The 15,157-nt window shown below is 69.7% G+C and carries 14 protein-coding genes; 9 read left to right on the plus strand and 5 right to left on the minus strand.

The features are described from left to right. The first annotated feature begins 176 nt into the window (after positions 1–176). Positions 177–863 carry an IPTL-CTERM sorting domain-containing protein gene (locus R0D99_RS17075; RefSeq protein WP_317749358.1) on the plus strand — a complete coding sequence of 229 codons (687 nt, stop codon included), beginning with the start codon at positions 177–179 and terminating at the stop codon, positions 861–863. Between the two features lie 179 nt (positions 864–1,042). Here the strand turns inward: R0D99_RS17075 and R0D99_RS17080 are convergent, their stop codons facing one another. The 3 genes from R0D99_RS17080 to R0D99_RS17090 all read right to left on the minus strand — a co-directional run bounded on the left by R0D99_RS17080 (position 1,043) and on the right by R0D99_RS17090 (position 3,595). Beyond that, a complete protein-coding gene (locus R0D99_RS17080; protein WP_317749359.1) occupies positions 1,043–1,492 on the minus strand; it encodes an HIT family protein in 450 nt (149 codons plus the stop codon). A gap of 148 nt (positions 1,493–1,640) precedes the next feature. Next, positions 1,641–2,567, minus strand: a complete 927-nt coding sequence (locus tag R0D99_RS17085) for a lysylphosphatidylglycerol synthase transmembrane domain-containing protein (RefSeq protein WP_317749360.1) — start codon at positions 2,565–2,567, stop codon at positions 1,641–1,643. Continuing rightward, positions 2,564–3,595: a glycosyltransferase family 2 protein gene (locus tag R0D99_RS17090; protein WP_317749361.1), complete on the minus strand. Its 1,032-nt coding sequence runs from the start codon at positions 3,593–3,595 to the stop codon at positions 2,564–2,566. Before R0D99_RS17090 ends, R0D99_RS17085 begins: the two co-directional genes overlap by 4 nt. 97 nt (positions 3,596–3,692) lie before the next feature. Between R0D99_RS17090 and R0D99_RS17095 the strand changes: the two genes are divergently transcribed. From R0D99_RS17095 to R0D99_RS17125, 7 genes are all read left to right on the plus strand, one after another. Beyond that, positions 3,693–5,204: an ArnT family glycosyltransferase gene (locus tag R0D99_RS17095; protein ID WP_317749362.1), complete on the plus strand. Its 1,512-nt coding sequence runs from the start codon at positions 3,693–3,695 to the stop codon at positions 5,202–5,204. Beyond that, positions 5,201–6,214, plus strand: coding sequence for an NAD-dependent epimerase (locus tag R0D99_RS17100; protein WP_317749363.1), 1,014 nt, complete (start codon positions 5,201–5,203; stop codon positions 6,212–6,214). The genes R0D99_RS17095 and R0D99_RS17100 overlap by 4 nt, the downstream gene beginning before the upstream one ends. A 161-nt stretch (positions 6,215–6,375) precedes the next feature. After that, positions 6,376–7,716 (plus strand): UDP-glucose/GDP-mannose dehydrogenase family protein, encoded by a 1,341-nt coding sequence (locus R0D99_RS17105; RefSeq protein ID WP_317749364.1) that lies wholly within the window; start codon positions 6,376–6,378, stop codon positions 7,714–7,716. A 69-nt stretch (positions 7,717–7,785) separates the two neighbouring features. Next, positions 7,786–8,625: a 2-oxo-tetronate isomerase gene (gene otnI, locus R0D99_RS17110; protein ID WP_317749365.1), complete on the plus strand. Its 840-nt coding sequence runs from the start codon at positions 7,786–7,788 to the stop codon at positions 8,623–8,625. A gap of 300 nt (positions 8,626–8,925) precedes the next feature. Continuing rightward, positions 8,926–10,092: a DUF4382 domain-containing protein gene (locus R0D99_RS17115; protein ID WP_317749366.1), complete on the plus strand. Its 1,167-nt coding sequence runs from the start codon at positions 8,926–8,928 to the stop codon at positions 10,090–10,092. Positions 10,093–10,110: 18 nt separating this feature from the next. Further along, entirely contained in the window at positions 10,111–10,710 is a 600-nt protein-coding gene (locus R0D99_RS17120; RefSeq protein WP_317749367.1) for a DUF1236 domain-containing protein, read from the plus strand. A gap of 64 nt (positions 10,711–10,774) precedes the next feature. Next, positions 10,775–11,365 (plus strand): hypothetical protein, encoded by a 591-nt coding sequence (locus R0D99_RS17125; RefSeq protein WP_317749368.1) that lies wholly within the window; start codon positions 10,775–10,777, stop codon positions 11,363–11,365. A 79-nt stretch (positions 11,366–11,444) separates the two neighbouring features. On the opposite strand, the gene R0D99_RS17130 is transcribed toward R0D99_RS17125, so the two are convergent. Then, a complete protein-coding gene (locus tag R0D99_RS17130; RefSeq protein ID WP_317751155.1) occupies positions 11,445–12,629 on the minus strand; it encodes an ABC transporter substrate-binding protein in 1,185 nt (394 codons plus the stop codon). Between the two features lie 178 nt (positions 12,630–12,807). Then, a complete protein-coding gene (locus R0D99_RS17135) occupies positions 12,808–14,391 on the minus strand; it encodes an AMP-binding protein (protein ID WP_317749369.1) in 1,584 nt (527 codons plus the stop codon). Positions 14,392–14,589: 198 nt separating this feature from the next. Here R0D99_RS17135 and R0D99_RS17140 point away from each other — a divergent pair, with 198 nt between their 5' ends. Next, on the plus strand, positions 14,590–15,111 hold the full coding sequence (locus tag R0D99_RS17140) for a pyridoxamine 5'-phosphate oxidase family protein (protein WP_317749370.1): 522 nt from the start codon (positions 14,590–14,592) through the stop codon (positions 15,109–15,111). Positions 15,112–15,157 lie beyond the last annotated feature (46 nt).

Genomic DNA, 15,157 nt, shown 5'->3' on the forward strand with positions numbered 1-15,157 from the left:
ACGGACAAGCGCAAGCAGCTACTGTTTTTGAAGCAACCTGGCGCGCGCCATGGGGCGCGCCGCCACCTTTTGCAGCTTCGCGGGCGGCGAAGTACCTGACGCTTGCCCGCGCTGATGCAGCCCCCCCACACCTGAAAAGCCGGTCATGAATTTGACATAATTCATACTACTTATGGTTGCATGACCATATCCTTGATGGCAGTTCAAAAGGGGTCGGCATGGGCAAAGGCAATCACTGGCGTGCTGCGCGCAGATGGGCAGGCGCGCTGCTGATCGGGGCGCTGGGTTTGGGGTGGTCCACCGGGGTGATAGCGCAGCCAGACCCGCCCACCACCCGGTTTTATACGTGCGCCCAGTACAACGACATCATGGCTGGCCAGCCGGCGCCGTTCGGGCCCTCGAACACCCTGGTCTCCAGCACGGGCGGCTCTGTCACCCTGGGCATGGATGCTCGTCTCATCACGGCGCCGGGCGACCTGTTCACCTTCACGCTGACACCAGGCCTTGTGGAAGGCGGTGACACGCCCACAGCCACATTCATCGAATGGTCTCTGGCGACGTTCGACCCCGCGCTGCAGGACGACCCAAGCCAACTGCCACCCACCACCACCGTGGCCACCGGCGGGTTGCTGGGCAGCACGCTGACCTATGCGCCGACCACCACAGGCCAGATCGGGCTGGTGGGCATCATCGACCAATCTGATGGCTATGGCACCTTGACGGTGGGCTGCACCCACGTCGACCCGTCCGCGTCGGCAACGCCGACGGCGGTGCCGACGCTGAGCGAAATGGCGCTGGGCGCGCTGGCGTTGCTGATGGTCATGATGGCATGGCGCAGCAGCGCCCCGGGCAACCGGGGCTGAAAGCTCTGGTCGTGGCGGGGCTGTGGGGGGTTGATTGCTGAGCGGGGCCAGCCCCGCTTCCCCCATTGAAAACCGAGGCATTCACCCGAAGTCACCGCTGCGTGCGCTCGCCAAAGCGCACGCGCTCAGCGGGCCCTTGTGCCCGCGTGGTGCCGCACGGCACCCGCGCACACGCTGCATCACGCCCCCGAATCCCACGCCGCCCGCAAACGCCCGGCATAGTCGTCCAGCACGGCCGGCCCGGGCTCCTGGCGCGGCCAGGTGAAGTCGATGCCGTCGCCTTCGTGGCGCGGCACGACGTGGATGTGGAAGTGGCCCACGGTCTGGCCGGCGACGGTGCCGTTGGCTTGCAGCAGCATCACGCCGGGTGGGTCGAACGCGCGGCCGATGGCCTGGGCGACGCGCTGCGCCATCTGCATCACGGCGCCGGCTTCTTCGGGCGTCAGGTCGAACAGCGTGGCGGCGTGCCGCTTGCTGGCCACCAGCACGTGGCCGGGCGTGACCTGACCGAGGTCCATGAAGGCGAGGGTCAGCGCGTCCTCGGCCACGCGGGCCGAAGGGATGTCGCCCGCCACCAGCCTGCAGAAGATGCACTGGCCGGGCGGCGAGGTGTCGACGAACAGGGGCATGGGTGGGCTCCGACAGGACATTGATTATCAAAATGATAGCTGCTTGCGCTGTGCCACTGGCGTCTTCAACCAATGCTCCTGTGAATCGCTTGCAAAACAAGCGCGCATCGCTATCAATTAATGAGCAATCGGCTGGGACGCCCAAGGCTCAAGGTTCCACCTCTCTGCGCGGCAGCCCGAACGCCATCGCCCCCAGCGCGCCCTGCGCCAGCTGGTACAGCCCGTAGATGACGCCCACGCCCACGGCGGCCGGCGCCGCCACGCCGAAAGGCGCCAGCGCGGCCACGGCGGCGGCTTCGCGCGTGCCCCAGCCGCCCACGCTGACGGGCAGCGCCGCCATCAAAAACACCGGCGCCATGGCCCACGCCCACGCCACGGGCGACAGGTGCACGCCCAGCGCCAGCCCGCCCGCGGCCAGCGCCGCGGCCGACAGCACCTGCACGGCCGCCGAAGCCAGCGCCTGCCAGCGCAGCTGCGCGCCGAAGTCCGGCCGCGCGGCGGCAGCGGCCAGCGGCGCCAGCCAGCCTGTTCCGCCGCGCCGCAGCAGCCGCGGCAGCGCCCACGGCAGGGCCAGCCACAGCAGCGTGCCGCCCAGCATCAGCGCAGTGAACACGCCCACCGGCAGCCGTAGCCATGGCGCCAGCACGCTGGCGCACAGCGCGGCGCCCAGCCCGCCGATGGCGCACAACATCCACAGGCCGCTCAGCCGGTCCAGCAGCACCGACCAGCTGGACGCCGCCGTGTCCTGACCCGCCCGCCGCAGCACCACGGCGCGGTAGACGTCGCCGCCCACCACGGCGCCCGGCAGCAAGGCGTTGAGGCCGATGGCCTGGAAGTACCAGCGCATGGCGTCGCGCGCGCTGACCTCGGCGCCCAGCCAGCGCGCCAGCGCGCGCCAGCGCAGGGCCGACACGACGTTGGACGCGATGGCCGCCGCCAGCCCCGCCGCCAGCCAGCCGGGGTGCGCCTGCCGCAACTGCGCCAGCACGCGCGCCGGGTCGGCCAGGGCGATCACGCCGGCCAGCAGCGCCCCGCCCAGCAGGGCGCGCAGCAGGGCCTGGCGTGCGCGTTTCACGCTATTGTTTTAGTAGCCGCCTGCGCTGTTGAGGCGGGCGCTGGGGCCACTTTTGACCCCTCATCCGGCACATATTCCTCGGCATGGAACTGCGCCGCGCCGCCGGCCTCGTGGTAGATGCGGGTCAGCAACTCGCCGATCAGCCCGGCCACGATCATCTGCGCGCCCATCAGCACCAGCATCACCCCCACCAGCAGCAGCGGCCGCCCGCCGATGTCTTGCCCCAGCAGCTTGACGATGAGCAGCCACAGCAGGATCAGCCCGCCCGGCGCCGCCAGCCACAGCCCCAGCCCGCCAAAGGCGTGCAGCGGGCGCTGGCGGTAGCGCATGAAAAACACGATCAGGATCAGGTCGAGAATGACGCGAAAGGTGCGGTCGATACCGTACTTGCTGACGCCGCGGGTGCGCGCGTGGTGGCGCACCGGCACTTCGGTGATGCGCGCGCCCGCTTCCTTGGCCAGCGAGGGGATGAAGCGATGTAGCTCGCCATACAGGCGGATGCGGTCGATGATGGGGCGGCGATACGCCTTCAGCGCGCAGCCGTAGTCGTGCAGGTGCACGCCGGTGGCGTTGGAGATCAGTTTGTTGGCAATGCGCGAAGGCAGCTTGCGCGAAATCTCGGCGTCCTGCCGGTCCTTGCGCCAGCCGCTGACCATGTCGACGTCGGGGTCGGTCTCCAGCCGCTGCAGCAGCAGGGGGATGTCGCCCGGCTCGTTCTGCAGGTCGGCGTCCAGCGTGACCACGTAGCGCCCGCGCACGCGGTCAAAGCCGGCCTGCAGCGCGCTGGACTGGCCGTAGTTGCGCGCCAGCAGCACCGGCCGCAGCCACGGGCGCGTGGCGGCCAGCTCGCGCAGGCGGGCGCGGCTGCCGTCGGTCGACCCATCGTCCACCGCCAGCAGCTCAAAGCTGAGGGGCTGCGCCGCCATGGCCTGCGCGATGCGCTCCACCAGGTCGGGCAGGTTGTCGACCTCGTTGTAGATTGGCACGACGACGGAGACATCGGGTATCGCGGTGCGGGCAGAGGGCATGTCGGGGCAACGGGCGCGGCGGGATAATGCCTTGGATTGTGCCCTGCGGGGCCGCGGCGCCCCCGGCGCGCACGGCCCGCACCGCGTCGAACCCTGCATGAACACCGCCACCGCGCCCGCCACGCCGCCCCTGCGATCGCCCATCGACCACCCGCTGTTCTGGCTGCTGGCGATGACGCTGGCGCACGTGGTCGTGCGCGTGGCCGTGTCGCCCGCGCTGAAGTGGGACGAAGCCGAGCAGATGCTGTGGTCGCAGCAGCTGGCGCTGGGCTACGGCGCGCAGCCGCCGCTCTACACCTGGCTGCAATGGGGGGTGAACGCGCTGGTCGGGCCTTCGGTGCTGGCGCTGGCGCTGCTCAAGCAGGCGCTGCTGGCGCTGGCCTACGTGTTCATGTACCTGGCGGGGCGCGAACTGCTGGGCCCGCGCGGCGCATTCTGGGCGTCGGCCAGCATGTTGCTGCTGCCGCCGCTGGGCTGGTATTCGATCCGCGACCAGACGCACACGGTGCTGGTCACCGCCATGGCCTGCGCCGCCTGGTGGCTGCTGCTGCGCATCGTGCGGCGGCCGCGCGCGGCCGACTTCGCGTGGCTGGGGCTGGTCTGTGGCTGCGGGTTGCTGGCCAAGTACAGCTTTGCGCTGGTGATGGCGGCCATGTTGGCGGCCGCGCTGTCGGTGCCGGAAAGCCGCCGCGCCCTGCTGTCGCGCGGCGGGTGGTGGGCGCCGCTGGTGTGCGTGCTGGTGGTGCTACCGCACGCGTGGTGGCTGCTGGGGCATGTGCACGAAGCCACGGGCGAAACGGTCGGCAAGCTGCAGATCAGCGCCGAGCGCGCGCCCGTGCAGGGTGTGGCCCGGCTGATCGAGGGCGTGGCCGGCACGCTGGCGCTGTGGGCGGCCGTCGCGCTGTGGGCGTTTCGCAGCGCCTGGTGGCGCGGCGGGGCGGCGCCGGCATCGCCCTGGGCGCAGCGGGTGTTCGTGCGCTACCTGGCTGGGGTGGCGCTGGCGCTGACCGGCATGGTGCTGGTGGCGGGCGTCAGCGGCCTCAAGGGCCGGTGGCTGCTGCCGCTGCTGTGCATGGTGCCGCTGGCCGCCTTCGCGGCCCGGCCGGCGCTGCAGCAGCACCCGCGCGGGCGGCGCTACACCGCCGCCATCGCGGTGGTGGCGGTGGTGATCCTGATCGCGGCGGGCATCCGCCCCTGGTTCAGCGGGCTGCGCGGCGAAGTCGACGAGCTGAACCACCCCGCCGCCGAGCTGCAGCGGGCGCTGCGTGCCGCGGGCTACGACGGCGTCAGCCCCATCATTGCCGCCGACCATATGATGGCCGGCCTGCTGCGCACGCGTTTCCCGCAGGCGGCGGTGGACGCCTGCACGTCCGAAGAAGAAGACGTGCGCGCCTGCGTCAAGGCCGACGTGGCGCGGGCGCAGGCCGCCGGGCGCGGCTGGCTGCTGATCTCGCGCGCTGACCGGGTCGAGCCCGGCTGGTGGGACAAGGCCGCGTTGGCGCCCGCCGGCCCGCCGCAGACGCTCACGCTGCCGCTGCACATGGTGCGCGAGGGCACGGCCCCCGCCCAGTACCACTACCGCTGGCACGCGGCCGGCGCGCCGTCATGAGCACCCTTCTGGTCACCGGCTGCGCCGGATTCATCGGCATGCATTGCACCGAGGCGCTGCTGGCGCGCGGCGACACCGTGGTGGGCATCGACAACCTCAACGCCTACTACGACCCGGCGCTGAAGCAGGCGCGCCTGGCGCGGCTGCAGGCGCACCCGCGCTTCACGTTCGAGCGCGCCGACGTGGCCGACCGCGCCGCCCTGCGCGCCTTGTTCGCGCGCGTGCGGCCGCAGCGCGTGCTGCACCTGGCCGCGCAGGCCGGCGTGCGCCATTCCATCGACCAGCCGGCCGACTACACCGACAGCAACCTGCTCGGCTTCGCCCACGTGCTGGAAGGCTGCCGCGCCGCGCAGGTCGCGCACCTGGTGTTTGCCAGCAGCTCCAGCGTGTACGGCGGCAACGCCAGGCTGCCGTATGCCGAGCGCGATGCGGTGGACCATCCCATCAGCTACTACGCCGCCACCAAGAAGGCGGGCGAGGTGATGGCGCACAGCTACGCGCACCTGTACGGCCTGCCGACCACCGGCCTGCGCTTCTTCACCGTGTACGGCCCCTGGGGCCGGCCGGACATGGCGCTGTTCAAGTTCACCCGCGCCATGCTGGCCGGCGAGCCGATCGACGTCTACGGCAACGGCCAGCTGGTGCGCGACTTCACCTACATCGACGACATCGTGCAGGGCGTGCTGCGCGTGCTCGACAAGCCCGCCACGCCCGATGCCGCCTTCGACCCCGCCGAGCCCGGCCCCGGCACCAGCAGCGCACCGTACCGCCTCTTCAACATCGGTGGCGGCGCGCCGACGGTGCTGATGGACTACATCGCCGCGCTGGAGTCGGCATTGGGCATCATCGCGCGCAAGCGCCTGCTGCCGATCCAGCCGGGCGACATGCACAGCACGGCAGCCGATACGTCGGCGCTGCAGGCGTGGGTGGGTTTTGCGCCGTCAACGTCGGTTCACGAAGGCGTGGCACGCTTCGTGGATTGGTATCGGGCGTTTTATGAAAAGCGGTGACCCGCTGGATGGACGATCCGAACATCCGGACGCGAAGGACGCGAAGATGACGCGAAGGACGCAAAAGAACAGCCCAAAATCTTGGTTTTTTCGCGTCCTTCGCGAATCCTTTGCGTCCTTCGCGTCCGGCTGTTTTCAAACTTTTCCAAGCCTGAATTGACATGAAAGTCACCGTTTTCGGCACCGGCTACGTCGGCCTCGTCCAGGGCGCCGTGCTGGCCGACGTGGGGCACGACGTGGTGTGCGTGGACATCGATGCCGCCAAGGTCGCCGCGCTGCAGGCCGGGCAGATTCAGATCCACGAGCCGGGACTGCAGGCGCTGGTCACCAGCAACCTCGCCGCTGGCCGCCTGGCCTTCACCACCGACGCCGCGCAGGGCGTGGCGCATGGCGACCTGCTGTTCCTGGCCGTCGGCACGCCGCCCGACGAGGATGGCAGCGCCGATCTGCAGCACGTGCTGGCGGTGACGCGCACCATCGCCACGCACATGCAGGCGCCCAAGACGCTCGTCAACAAATCCACCGTGCCCGTGGGCACCGCCGACCGCGTGGCCGGCGCCGTGCGCGCCGTGCTGGCCGAGCGCGGCGCGGACATCGCGTTCGAGGTCGTCTCCAACCCCGAATTCCTGAAGGAAGGCGCGGCGGTGGCCGACTGCATGCGGCCCGACCGCATCGTCGTCGGCACGTCCAGCGCCGCGGCCGAGCGCCAGTTGCGCGAGCTGTACGCGCCCTTCAACCGCAACCACGACCGCATGGTGGTGATGGACGTGAAGAGCGCCGAGCTGACCAAGTACGCCGCCAACGCCATGCTGGCCACCAAGATCAGCTTCATCAACGAAATGGCGGGCCTGGCCGAGCGCCTGGGCGCCGACATCGAGGCCGTGCGCCGCGGCATCGGCAGCGACCCGCGCATCGGCTACCACTTCATCTACCCCGGCGCGGGCTATGGCGGCAGTTGCTTCCCCAAGGACGTCAAGGCGCTGATCCACACCGCGCAGTCGGTCGGCTTCGAGCCACAGGTGCTGCAGGCCGTCGAGCGCCGCAACGACGCCCAGCGCCGCGTGCTGCCCGAGCGCATCGTGGCGCACTACGGCGGCAGCCTGGCGGGGCGCACCATCGCCGTGTGGGGGCTGGCCTTCAAGCCCGACACCGACGACATGCGCGAAGCGCCCAGCCGCGACCTGCTGCACGGCCTGTGGGCCGCGGGCGCGCAGGTGCGCGCGCACGACCCGGTGGCCAGGGAGGAAGCGCACCGCGTCTTCGGCGCGCGCCCCGACCTGGTGCTGTGCGACACGCCGCTGCAGGCGCTGCAAGGCGCCGACGCGCTGGCCATCGTGACCGAATGGAAGGCCTTTCGCGTACCCGACTTCGCGCAAATGGCGCGCCTGCTGAAGGACCGCATCGTGTTCGACGGCCGCAACCTGTACGACCCGGCGGTGCTGGCGCGGCATGGCCTGGCCTACCACGCGATCGGCCGGCCGGCGGTGCAACCCGATGCTTGATGCTATTAATAAAGTAGCTACTGGCGCTTTTATAGCAGGCGCTGCAGCCGCTTTTTATTTGAACTTGCCATGCCTCGCTTCGCCGCCAACCTGAGCCTGATGTACCCCGAGCTGCCGTTCCTCGACCGCTTCGCGGCGGCAGCGCGCGATGGCTTCGAGGCGGTGGAATACCTGTTTCCGTACGCGTGGCCGGCGGCCGAGCTGGCCGCGCGCCTGCGCGCCCACGGTTTGCGGCAGGTGCTGCTCAACGCACCGCCTGGCGGCGCCGACAGCGCCGGGTTCGACGCCGCATGGGCGGCCGGCCTGCGCGGCACCGCATGCCTGCCGGGGCGCGAGGACGAGTTTCGCGCCGGCGTGCGCCAGGCGCTGCAGTACGCCGCCGCGCTGGACTGCCCGCGCATCCACTGCATGGCGGGCCTGTGGGACGCCGGCACGCCGCGCGAGGCCGCGCGCAGCGTGTATGAAAGCAACCTGCGCTGGGCCGCGGCCGAAGCGGCGCAGGGCGGGCGCGACATCCTGATCGAGCCGATCAACCCGCGCGACATCCCGGGCTACTTTCTGCAGCGACAGGACGAGGCGCACGCCATCGTGCAGGCGGTGGACGCGCCGAATGTCAAGGTGCAGATGGACCTGTACCACTGCCAGATCGTCGAGGGCGACGTGGCGATGAAGATCCGCCAGTACCTGCCCACCGGCCGCGTCGGCCACCTCCAGATCGCCGGCGTGCCGCAGCGGCAAGAGCCGGACGTGGGCGAACTGAATTACGGCTACCTGTTCGATGTGATCGACGAAGTGAGCGCGCAGTGCGGCTGGGCCGGCTGGCTGGGCTGCGAGTACCGGCCACGCTGGGGCGGTGAGCCGGACGGCACCTCGCGCGGGCTGGACTGGCTGCGCCGGCGCAAGCGCTGACCGATCGCGCGCCCGTTTCTGTCATTCCCGCGCAGGCGGGAATCCATGTGTCCACTGTGGTTGCGTCCACTGACTTGCACTGGATTCCCGCCTGCGCGGGAATGACGGCATGTGGCCGCTCGTGGCATTTCGACACGTTTGAAACACGCACCCCGAAGTCTGTGCACCTGGACATGGCGAGGGCGGTTTTTCGGCGAGCACGACCGGCGCTTGTCCTACGCGGGCGGCGTGTCACAGCGGCTTCACTGGAGGCCTTGGCGCGCCGTCCCTGGCGCCCTTCAGGTTTCCACTGGAGCTGTCATGTCCACTCAAGGTTCTTTCGCATTCAAGTCACTGCTGGGCGCCATTGCCGCCGCCTCGCTGGTCGCCTGCGGCGGCGGTGGCGACAACGACACCGTCGCGGGCCAGGGCACGCTGCGCCTCGCCATCACCGACGCGCCCGCCTGCGGCTACGACGCTGTCCACATCACGGTCGACAAGGTGCGCGTGCACCAGAGCGGCAGCGCCGCCGCCAACGAGTCCGGCTGGTCCGAGCTGACGCTGACGCCGCCGCGCCGCATCAACCTGCTCAACCTGACCAACGGCGTCATGGAAGAGCTGGGCCAGTTGCCGCTGCCGGCCGGCAAGTACCAGCAGGTGCGCCTGGTGCTGGCCGACAGCGGCGGCAACACGCCGCTGGCCAACTCGGTGGTGCCCACCGGCAGCACCGAAGTGGCGCTGAAGACGCCCAGCGGCCAGCAGTCGGGCATCAAGATGAATGCCGACATCGACATCGCCGCCAACCAGATGGCCGACTTCGTGATCGACTTCGACGCCTGCAAGTCGGTGGTCAAGGCCGGCAATTCGGGGCAGTACCTGCTCAAGCCGGTGGTCAGCGTGATTCCGCGCCTGATCTCGGGCGTCAGCGGCCACGTCGACGCGGCGCTGTTCAAAGCCGGCGCGCTGGTCACGCTGCAGCAGAACGGCGTGGTGGTGCGCGCCACGGCGCCCGACGCCACCGGCCGCTTCGTGCTGCAACCGGCACCGGCGGGTACGTATTCAGTCGTGTTCACCGCGCCGAACCGCACCACCCTGGTGGTCAACGGCGTGCCGGTGGCGCGCGATACGGTGACGGCACTGAACACCACGGTGTCGCTGCCCGAGTCGCCGGTCGGCACCGTGCACGGCACGGCACCGGTCGACACCTTCGTGCGCGCCATGCAGAAGCTGACCAGCGGGCCCAACATCGAAGTGGCCGGCGGCTACGTGGACGGCGACACCGGCGCCTACCGCTTCGCGCTGCCCACCATGCCTCCGCAGGTCGCGCCTTATGTCGCGCCGCCGGCTGCCCTGACGTTCACGCCCGACACGGCGGCGGCGGGTCATTACAGCCTGCGCTCCAGTCTGGACGGCTACGCCGACAAGATCGCCATCCTGCCGCTGCTCACGGCCGACGCCGACGTGGCATACAACATCACTTTCCCTTGACGAGAGAGGCAACAAGCCATGACGGCCCACACCACTTCGTTCGCCCGCACCGTGCGCTTGCTGGTGCTGGCCGCCTCGGCCGCGCTGGGCGCGGGCAGCGTGGTGGCCGAAAAGCCGCCCTGGGCCGGCGGCGAAGGCAAGGGCCGCGCCGAAGGCCCACCCGGCCAGATGAAGAAGCAGCAACGGGATGACCGCGGCGACCGCGGCGAGCGCTGGCACCGCGAAGCGCAGCGCCGCCCCCACGTGGCGCAGCGCGAGCGCGACCGGCGCGACATGCGCCAGCCGCCTGTCGCGGTGCGCCCTGGCAGCTACTTCAACGACGGGCAGCGGCGCTACGTGCGCCAGTGGTATGGCGACCAGTACCGCGCCGGCCGCTGTCCGCCCGGCCTGGCGAAAAAGAACAACGGCTGCATGCCACCGGGGCAGGCCAAGAAATGGCGCGTCGGCCATGTGTTGCCGGCCAGCGTGACCTATTACGCCGTGCCGCAGCCGGTGCTGGTGCAACTGGGTCCGCCCCCGGCGGGCTACCGCTATGTGCGCGTGGCCGACGACATCCTGCTGCTGTCCCTTGGCACGCGCATGGTGATCGATGCCATCACCAACCTGGGTGGGTTTTGAGCCGTGCGCCGGATCAGATGATTGGCGTGGATGCCGCCGCGCCATGACGCAGAATGACGCCACCATGACCACACTGAATCGCCGCCACTGCCACCAACTGCTGGGCGCCGCCGCGCTGGGCGCCCTGTTTCCCGGCCTCACGGCCTGCGCGGCGGGCGGGGGCGGCGTGCCCGGCTATACCGTGTCGCAGCAGCGACTGAACGAACTGGTGGCGCGCAGCTTTCCGGTGACGCGCCCGCTGGTCGGCGGCCTGGCCGACCTGACCCTGTCGTCGCCCCGCCTGGGCCTGCTGCCGGCGTCCAACCGCATCGCCACGGCATTCGACCTGGGGTTGGCCGAGCGCATTGCCGGCACGCGCTACAGCGGTGGCATCGACCTGGATTACGGGCTGCGCTTTGACATGCAGGAAGGCGCGGTGCGCATGGCCGACGTGCGCGTCAACCGGCTGGCCATCGACCAGCTGCCGCGCGCCCAGCAGCAGCTGGTGTCGCGCTACGCGCCCGGCATCGCCGAGCAGCTGCTGCAGAACATGGTGCTGTACCGCCTGCCGGCCGAGCAGATGGCGCTGGCGCGCAACCTGGGCTGGACGGGTGCCGCGCTGCGCGTGCTGCCCGAAGGCCTGCGCATCGACATGGGGCCGGGCGGCGTTCGCTGATTTCGACTGAAATCAAGCCGCAGCGCGCCACCACCGGGCACAAGTAGCTATCAAAAACGCAGCGTCATCACTGCACCGTTCAGGCCAGCTTGCAGCCGGCGCCTGAATCAGACAGCGCCTTGGCGGCCACGCCGATCACCTTGTTCTCGCCCTTTTCGACGCGGCGCAGGTAGAAGTCCTGCACCGGGTTGTGGGCGCGGCTCATGGTCCAGCGGCCGCGCGGGCTGTCGATGACGGCGGACTCCATCGCCTTGTACAGCGCGGGCTTGGCCGACAGGTCGCCATTGACCGCCTTGGCGCCCGCCAGCAGCAGCAGGCCGGCGTCGTAGCCCTGCACCGAATACACGTCGGGCTGGGCCTTGAAGGCCTTGGCGTATTCGGTGCGGAAGTGCTTGTTGCGCGGCGTGTCCAGCGAATCGCTGTAGTGCATGGTGGTCATCACACCGTCGGCGGCGGCGCCGGCGGCGTCCAGCACGCCTTCGGTCAGAAAGCCCGAACCCCACAGCGGAATCTTGTCCTTCAGGCCGGCGGCGGCGTAGTCCTTCATGAACTTGCCGGCGGCTGCGCCAGCGAACATGCAGGCCACGGCGTCGGGCTTCAGGCTGGCGATTTCGGTCAGCAGGGCCTGGAACTCGACGTTGGGGAAGGGCAGCCACAAGTCCTTGACGATGGTGCCGCCGGCCTTGGTGTAGCTGTCCTTGAAGCCTTCAAACGCCTCTTCGCCGGCGGCGTACTTCCAGCTCAGCCACACGGCCTTCTTCAACCCCTTGTCCATCATCGGCTTGCCCAGCGCCAGCGTGGGCTGGCTGTTGCTGAAGCTGGTGCGGAACACATTGGGCGCGCACAGCGCGCGCGTGGCCGCATGCACGCCGGCGTTGGGAATGAGCGAGAGCACGCCGGTTTCACGCGCCACCTTCTGGATGCCCATCTGCACGCCCGAATGCACGGTGCCGACGATAACGTCGACCTTGTCGCGCTGGGCCAGCTTCTGCGCGTTTTCGACGCCCTTGGACGGCTCGGATTCGTCGTCCACCTTGAACCACTGCACCTCGCGCCCGGCCAGCTTGCCGCCCTGCTCGGCCAGCGCCATGCGAAAGCCGTTCTCGATGGCGATGCCGATCTGCGCGAAGGTGCCCGTGTACGGCAGCATGAAGCCGACGCGCACCGGCGCGCCCTGCGCGCGCGCCAGCCGCGGCACGCCGACCGCGGCCGCGCCGCCCAGCAACAGGCCGCTGCCCGCGAGCAGGCGGCGGCGGGTCGGCATCGACAGGCGGGAAAGGGTGGTCGGGTCGGTCATCGCAAAGTCTCCTGGTTTGCTATCAATATAAAAGCGTCTTGCGCAACAGGGACAAGCGCTGCGGCGCAGTTCGTGCCTGAAAAACGGTGTGCGCCGGCGGCGGGTTGACCCGGCGCGGGTAAACACCCATCGCGCCACGCCATCTTCATATGTTCTTGCGGCCTTGCCAAAACGGCGCTTTCAGAACGTTCTTCTGGATCTTGCCGATCGGCGTCTTGGGAAAGCCGTCGACGAACGTCACCAGGCGCGGGCGCTTCAGGCGCGCCAGCCGGGCCTCGCATTGCGCCACGACGTCGGTCTCGGTCAACGTGGCGCCGGGCTTGAGCTGGATGTAGGCCGCCGGCACTTCGCCGAACTTGTCGTCGGGGATGCCGAACACCGCCACTTCGGCCACCGCGTCCAGGCCGTAGATGGCGTCCTCGATCTCCTTGGGGTAGACGTTCTCGCCGCCCGAGATCAGCATGTCCTTGGCGCGGTCGACCAGGGTGATGCAGCCGTCGGCGTCGATGGTGGCCACGTCGCCCGACAGGCCCCAACCGCCGCCCGCCTGGAAGAAGGCCGCCGTCTGCTCGGGCTCGTTGTAGTAGCCGATCATCACGTTGTCGCCGCGCGTGGCGACTTCGCCGATCTCGCCCACCGCCACCGGCGTGCCGTCGGGCCGCAGCACGGCCAGGTCGACGTTGAACGGCTGGCGCCCCACGCTGCCCAGCTTGGCCGGCAGCAGGTGGTGCGGCAGCGCGGCGATCACGCCCATCTCGCTCTGGCCGTAGATCTGCGTCAGCTGCAGGTGCGGCAGTTTCTCCATCAGCGCGAGCTGCACCCAGTCGGGCATGGGCGCGCCGGCGAACGACAGCTTGCGCCAGCGGTGCAGGCGCGCGGCGTCGAACGCCGGGTGCGTCACCAGCGTGTTGGCCTGCGTCGGCACCATGAAGGCGGCGGTGATGCCTTCGGCCTCGCAGGCGTCGATGAAGCCGGTGGGCGACCAGGGCGTGACGAACACGCTGGTGGCGCCGATCAGCACCGCCGGCTGGAACATGATGTTGAGCGCCGCCACGTGGAACAGCGGCGTGACGATGGCGACCACGTCCTCGGGCACCAGGCGTTCTTCGACCACCACGGTGTGCGCCGTGACGTCGCGCGCGCGGTGGCTGACCAGCACGCCCTTGGGCCGGCCGGTGGTGCCGCCGGTGTAGGTCATGCAGAACGGGTCGCGCTCATTCAGTGCCAGGTCGGGCGGCGTGGTCGGCTGGCCGGCGATGAATGCTTCAAAATCAATAGCTGCAACCGCTGTATCAGCTAGCGCTGGCGCCGCATCAGGCACCGAACCAATGACCACCACGTGGCGCAGCCGCGGGCAGTGCGCGCGCACGTGCGGCAGCCGGTCGGCAAAGGCGGCGTCGATGATCAGCGCCTCGCTGTCGCTCTTGTTCAGCACCCAGGCCAGCTCGTCCGCCGCGTACAGGATGGACACGTTGTTGAGCACCAGCCCGGTGCGCGCCACGCCGAAGAACACGACGCCGTATTCGGGCAGGTTGCGCAACAGCATCGACACCTTGGCGCCTTGCGGCAGCCCCAGCGCCAGCAGCGCGTGCGCCAGCTGGTTGGCGCGCGCGTCCAGCGCGCGGTAGGGGACGACGCGGCGCGATGCCGCGTCGGCGCCGCGGAACACGATGGCGGGTTTGTCAGGAAAGCGCGCGGCGGAGCGGCGCAGCATGTCTCCGGTCAGCATGGGCGGCCACAGGACTCGAACAGGCGCCCATCATCCCAGCCCCGCGCGCGCGCCGCCATCCGGGCAAACGCCGTGTGCGGCCTGCCGCACGGCAGATGCGGCTTTGCGCCACGGGCGCTGTCGGCGCTGTCCGGCACGCACGGCGGCGGGTGGCGGCGACGATCAAGCTTCTGTCCAACCACCCACACAAGGAACACCATGGCCGACATGGACAACCAACCCCGCCACGATCTGGGCGGCGCCGCCGCCGGCAAGAAGATCAAGGAGATCGCGGGCGACGCGCGCACCTGCATGTTCTCCACCGATGTGACGCAGTTTCCGGGCGACACGCGCCCGATGGCGATCCAGGAGGTGGACGACGACGGCACCGTGTGGTTCATCAGCTCGAGCGAGAGCGAAAAGAACTGCGACATCGCCAAAGACCCGCGCGTCATCCTCACCTTTCAAAACGACGACAAGTCAAGCTACCTGAGCCTGTCGGGCCAGGCCAGCATCCACACCGACAAGGCCACCATCGACAAGTACTGGACGGCCTTCGCCAACGCGTGGTTCGAGGGCAAGGACGACCCGCGCGTGACCATCATCAGCGTCAAGCCCGAGCGCGGCCACTACTGGGAAACGAAGTCCGGCAAGGTCATCGCCCTGGCCAAGATGACGCTCAGCGCCATCAGCGGCAGCAAGATGGACGATGGCGGCGTGGACGGCGAGCTGACGCTGTAATTCCGCCTTGGGCGGCGCAGCCGCTGCCCGGTGTCGACTTCGTATG

The sequence above is a fragment of the Ottowia sp. SB7-C50 genome (assembly GCF_033110285.1).
In the GTDB taxonomy this organism is placed as follows: domain Bacteria; phylum Pseudomonadota; class Gammaproteobacteria; order Burkholderiales; family Burkholderiaceae_C; genus Ottowia.

Excerpts from the sequence above, each read along its gene's own strand:
- R0D99_RS17120 (WP_317749367.1), top strand. The coding sequence starts at position 10,111 with ATGACGGCCCACACCACTTCGTTCGCCCGCACCGTGCGCTTGCTGGTG.
- R0D99_RS17140 (WP_317749370.1), top strand. The coding sequence starts at position 14,590 with ATGGCCGACATGGACAACCAACCCCGCCACGATCTGGGCGGCGCCGCC.
- R0D99_RS17100 (WP_317749363.1), top strand. The coding sequence starts at position 5,201 with ATGAGCACCCTTCTGGTCACCGGCTGCGCCGGATTCATCGGCATGCAT.
- R0D99_RS17115 (WP_317749366.1), top strand. The coding sequence starts at position 8,926 with ATGTCCACTCAAGGTTCTTTCGCATTCAAGTCACTGCTGGGCGCCATT.
- R0D99_RS17130 (WP_317751155.1), bottom strand. The coding sequence starts at position 12,629 with ATGCCGACCCGCCGCCGCCTGCTCGCGGGCAGCGGCCTGTTGCTGGGC.
- R0D99_RS17125 (WP_317749368.1), top strand. The coding sequence starts at position 10,775 with ATGACCACACTGAATCGCCGCCACTGCCACCAACTGCTGGGCGCCGCC.
- R0D99_RS17090 (WP_317749361.1), bottom strand. The coding sequence starts at position 3,595 with ATGCCCTCTGCCCGCACCGCGATACCCGATGTCTCCGTCGTCGTGCCA.
- R0D99_RS17095 (WP_317749362.1), top strand. The coding sequence starts at position 3,693 with ATGAACACCGCCACCGCGCCCGCCACGCCGCCCCTGCGATCGCCCATC.
- R0D99_RS17135 (WP_317749369.1), bottom strand. The coding sequence starts at position 14,391 with ATGCTGACCGGAGACATGCTGCGCCGCTCCGCCGCGCGCTTTCCTGAC.
- R0D99_RS17105 (WP_317749364.1), top strand. The coding sequence starts at position 6,376 with ATGAAAGTCACCGTTTTCGGCACCGGCTACGTCGGCCTCGTCCAGGGC.
- otnI (WP_317749365.1), top strand. The coding sequence starts at position 7,786 with ATGCCTCGCTTCGCCGCCAACCTGAGCCTGATGTACCCCGAGCTGCCG.
- R0D99_RS17080 (WP_317749359.1), bottom strand. The coding sequence starts at position 1,492 with ATGCCCCTGTTCGTCGACACCTCGCCGCCCGGCCAGTGCATCTTCTGC.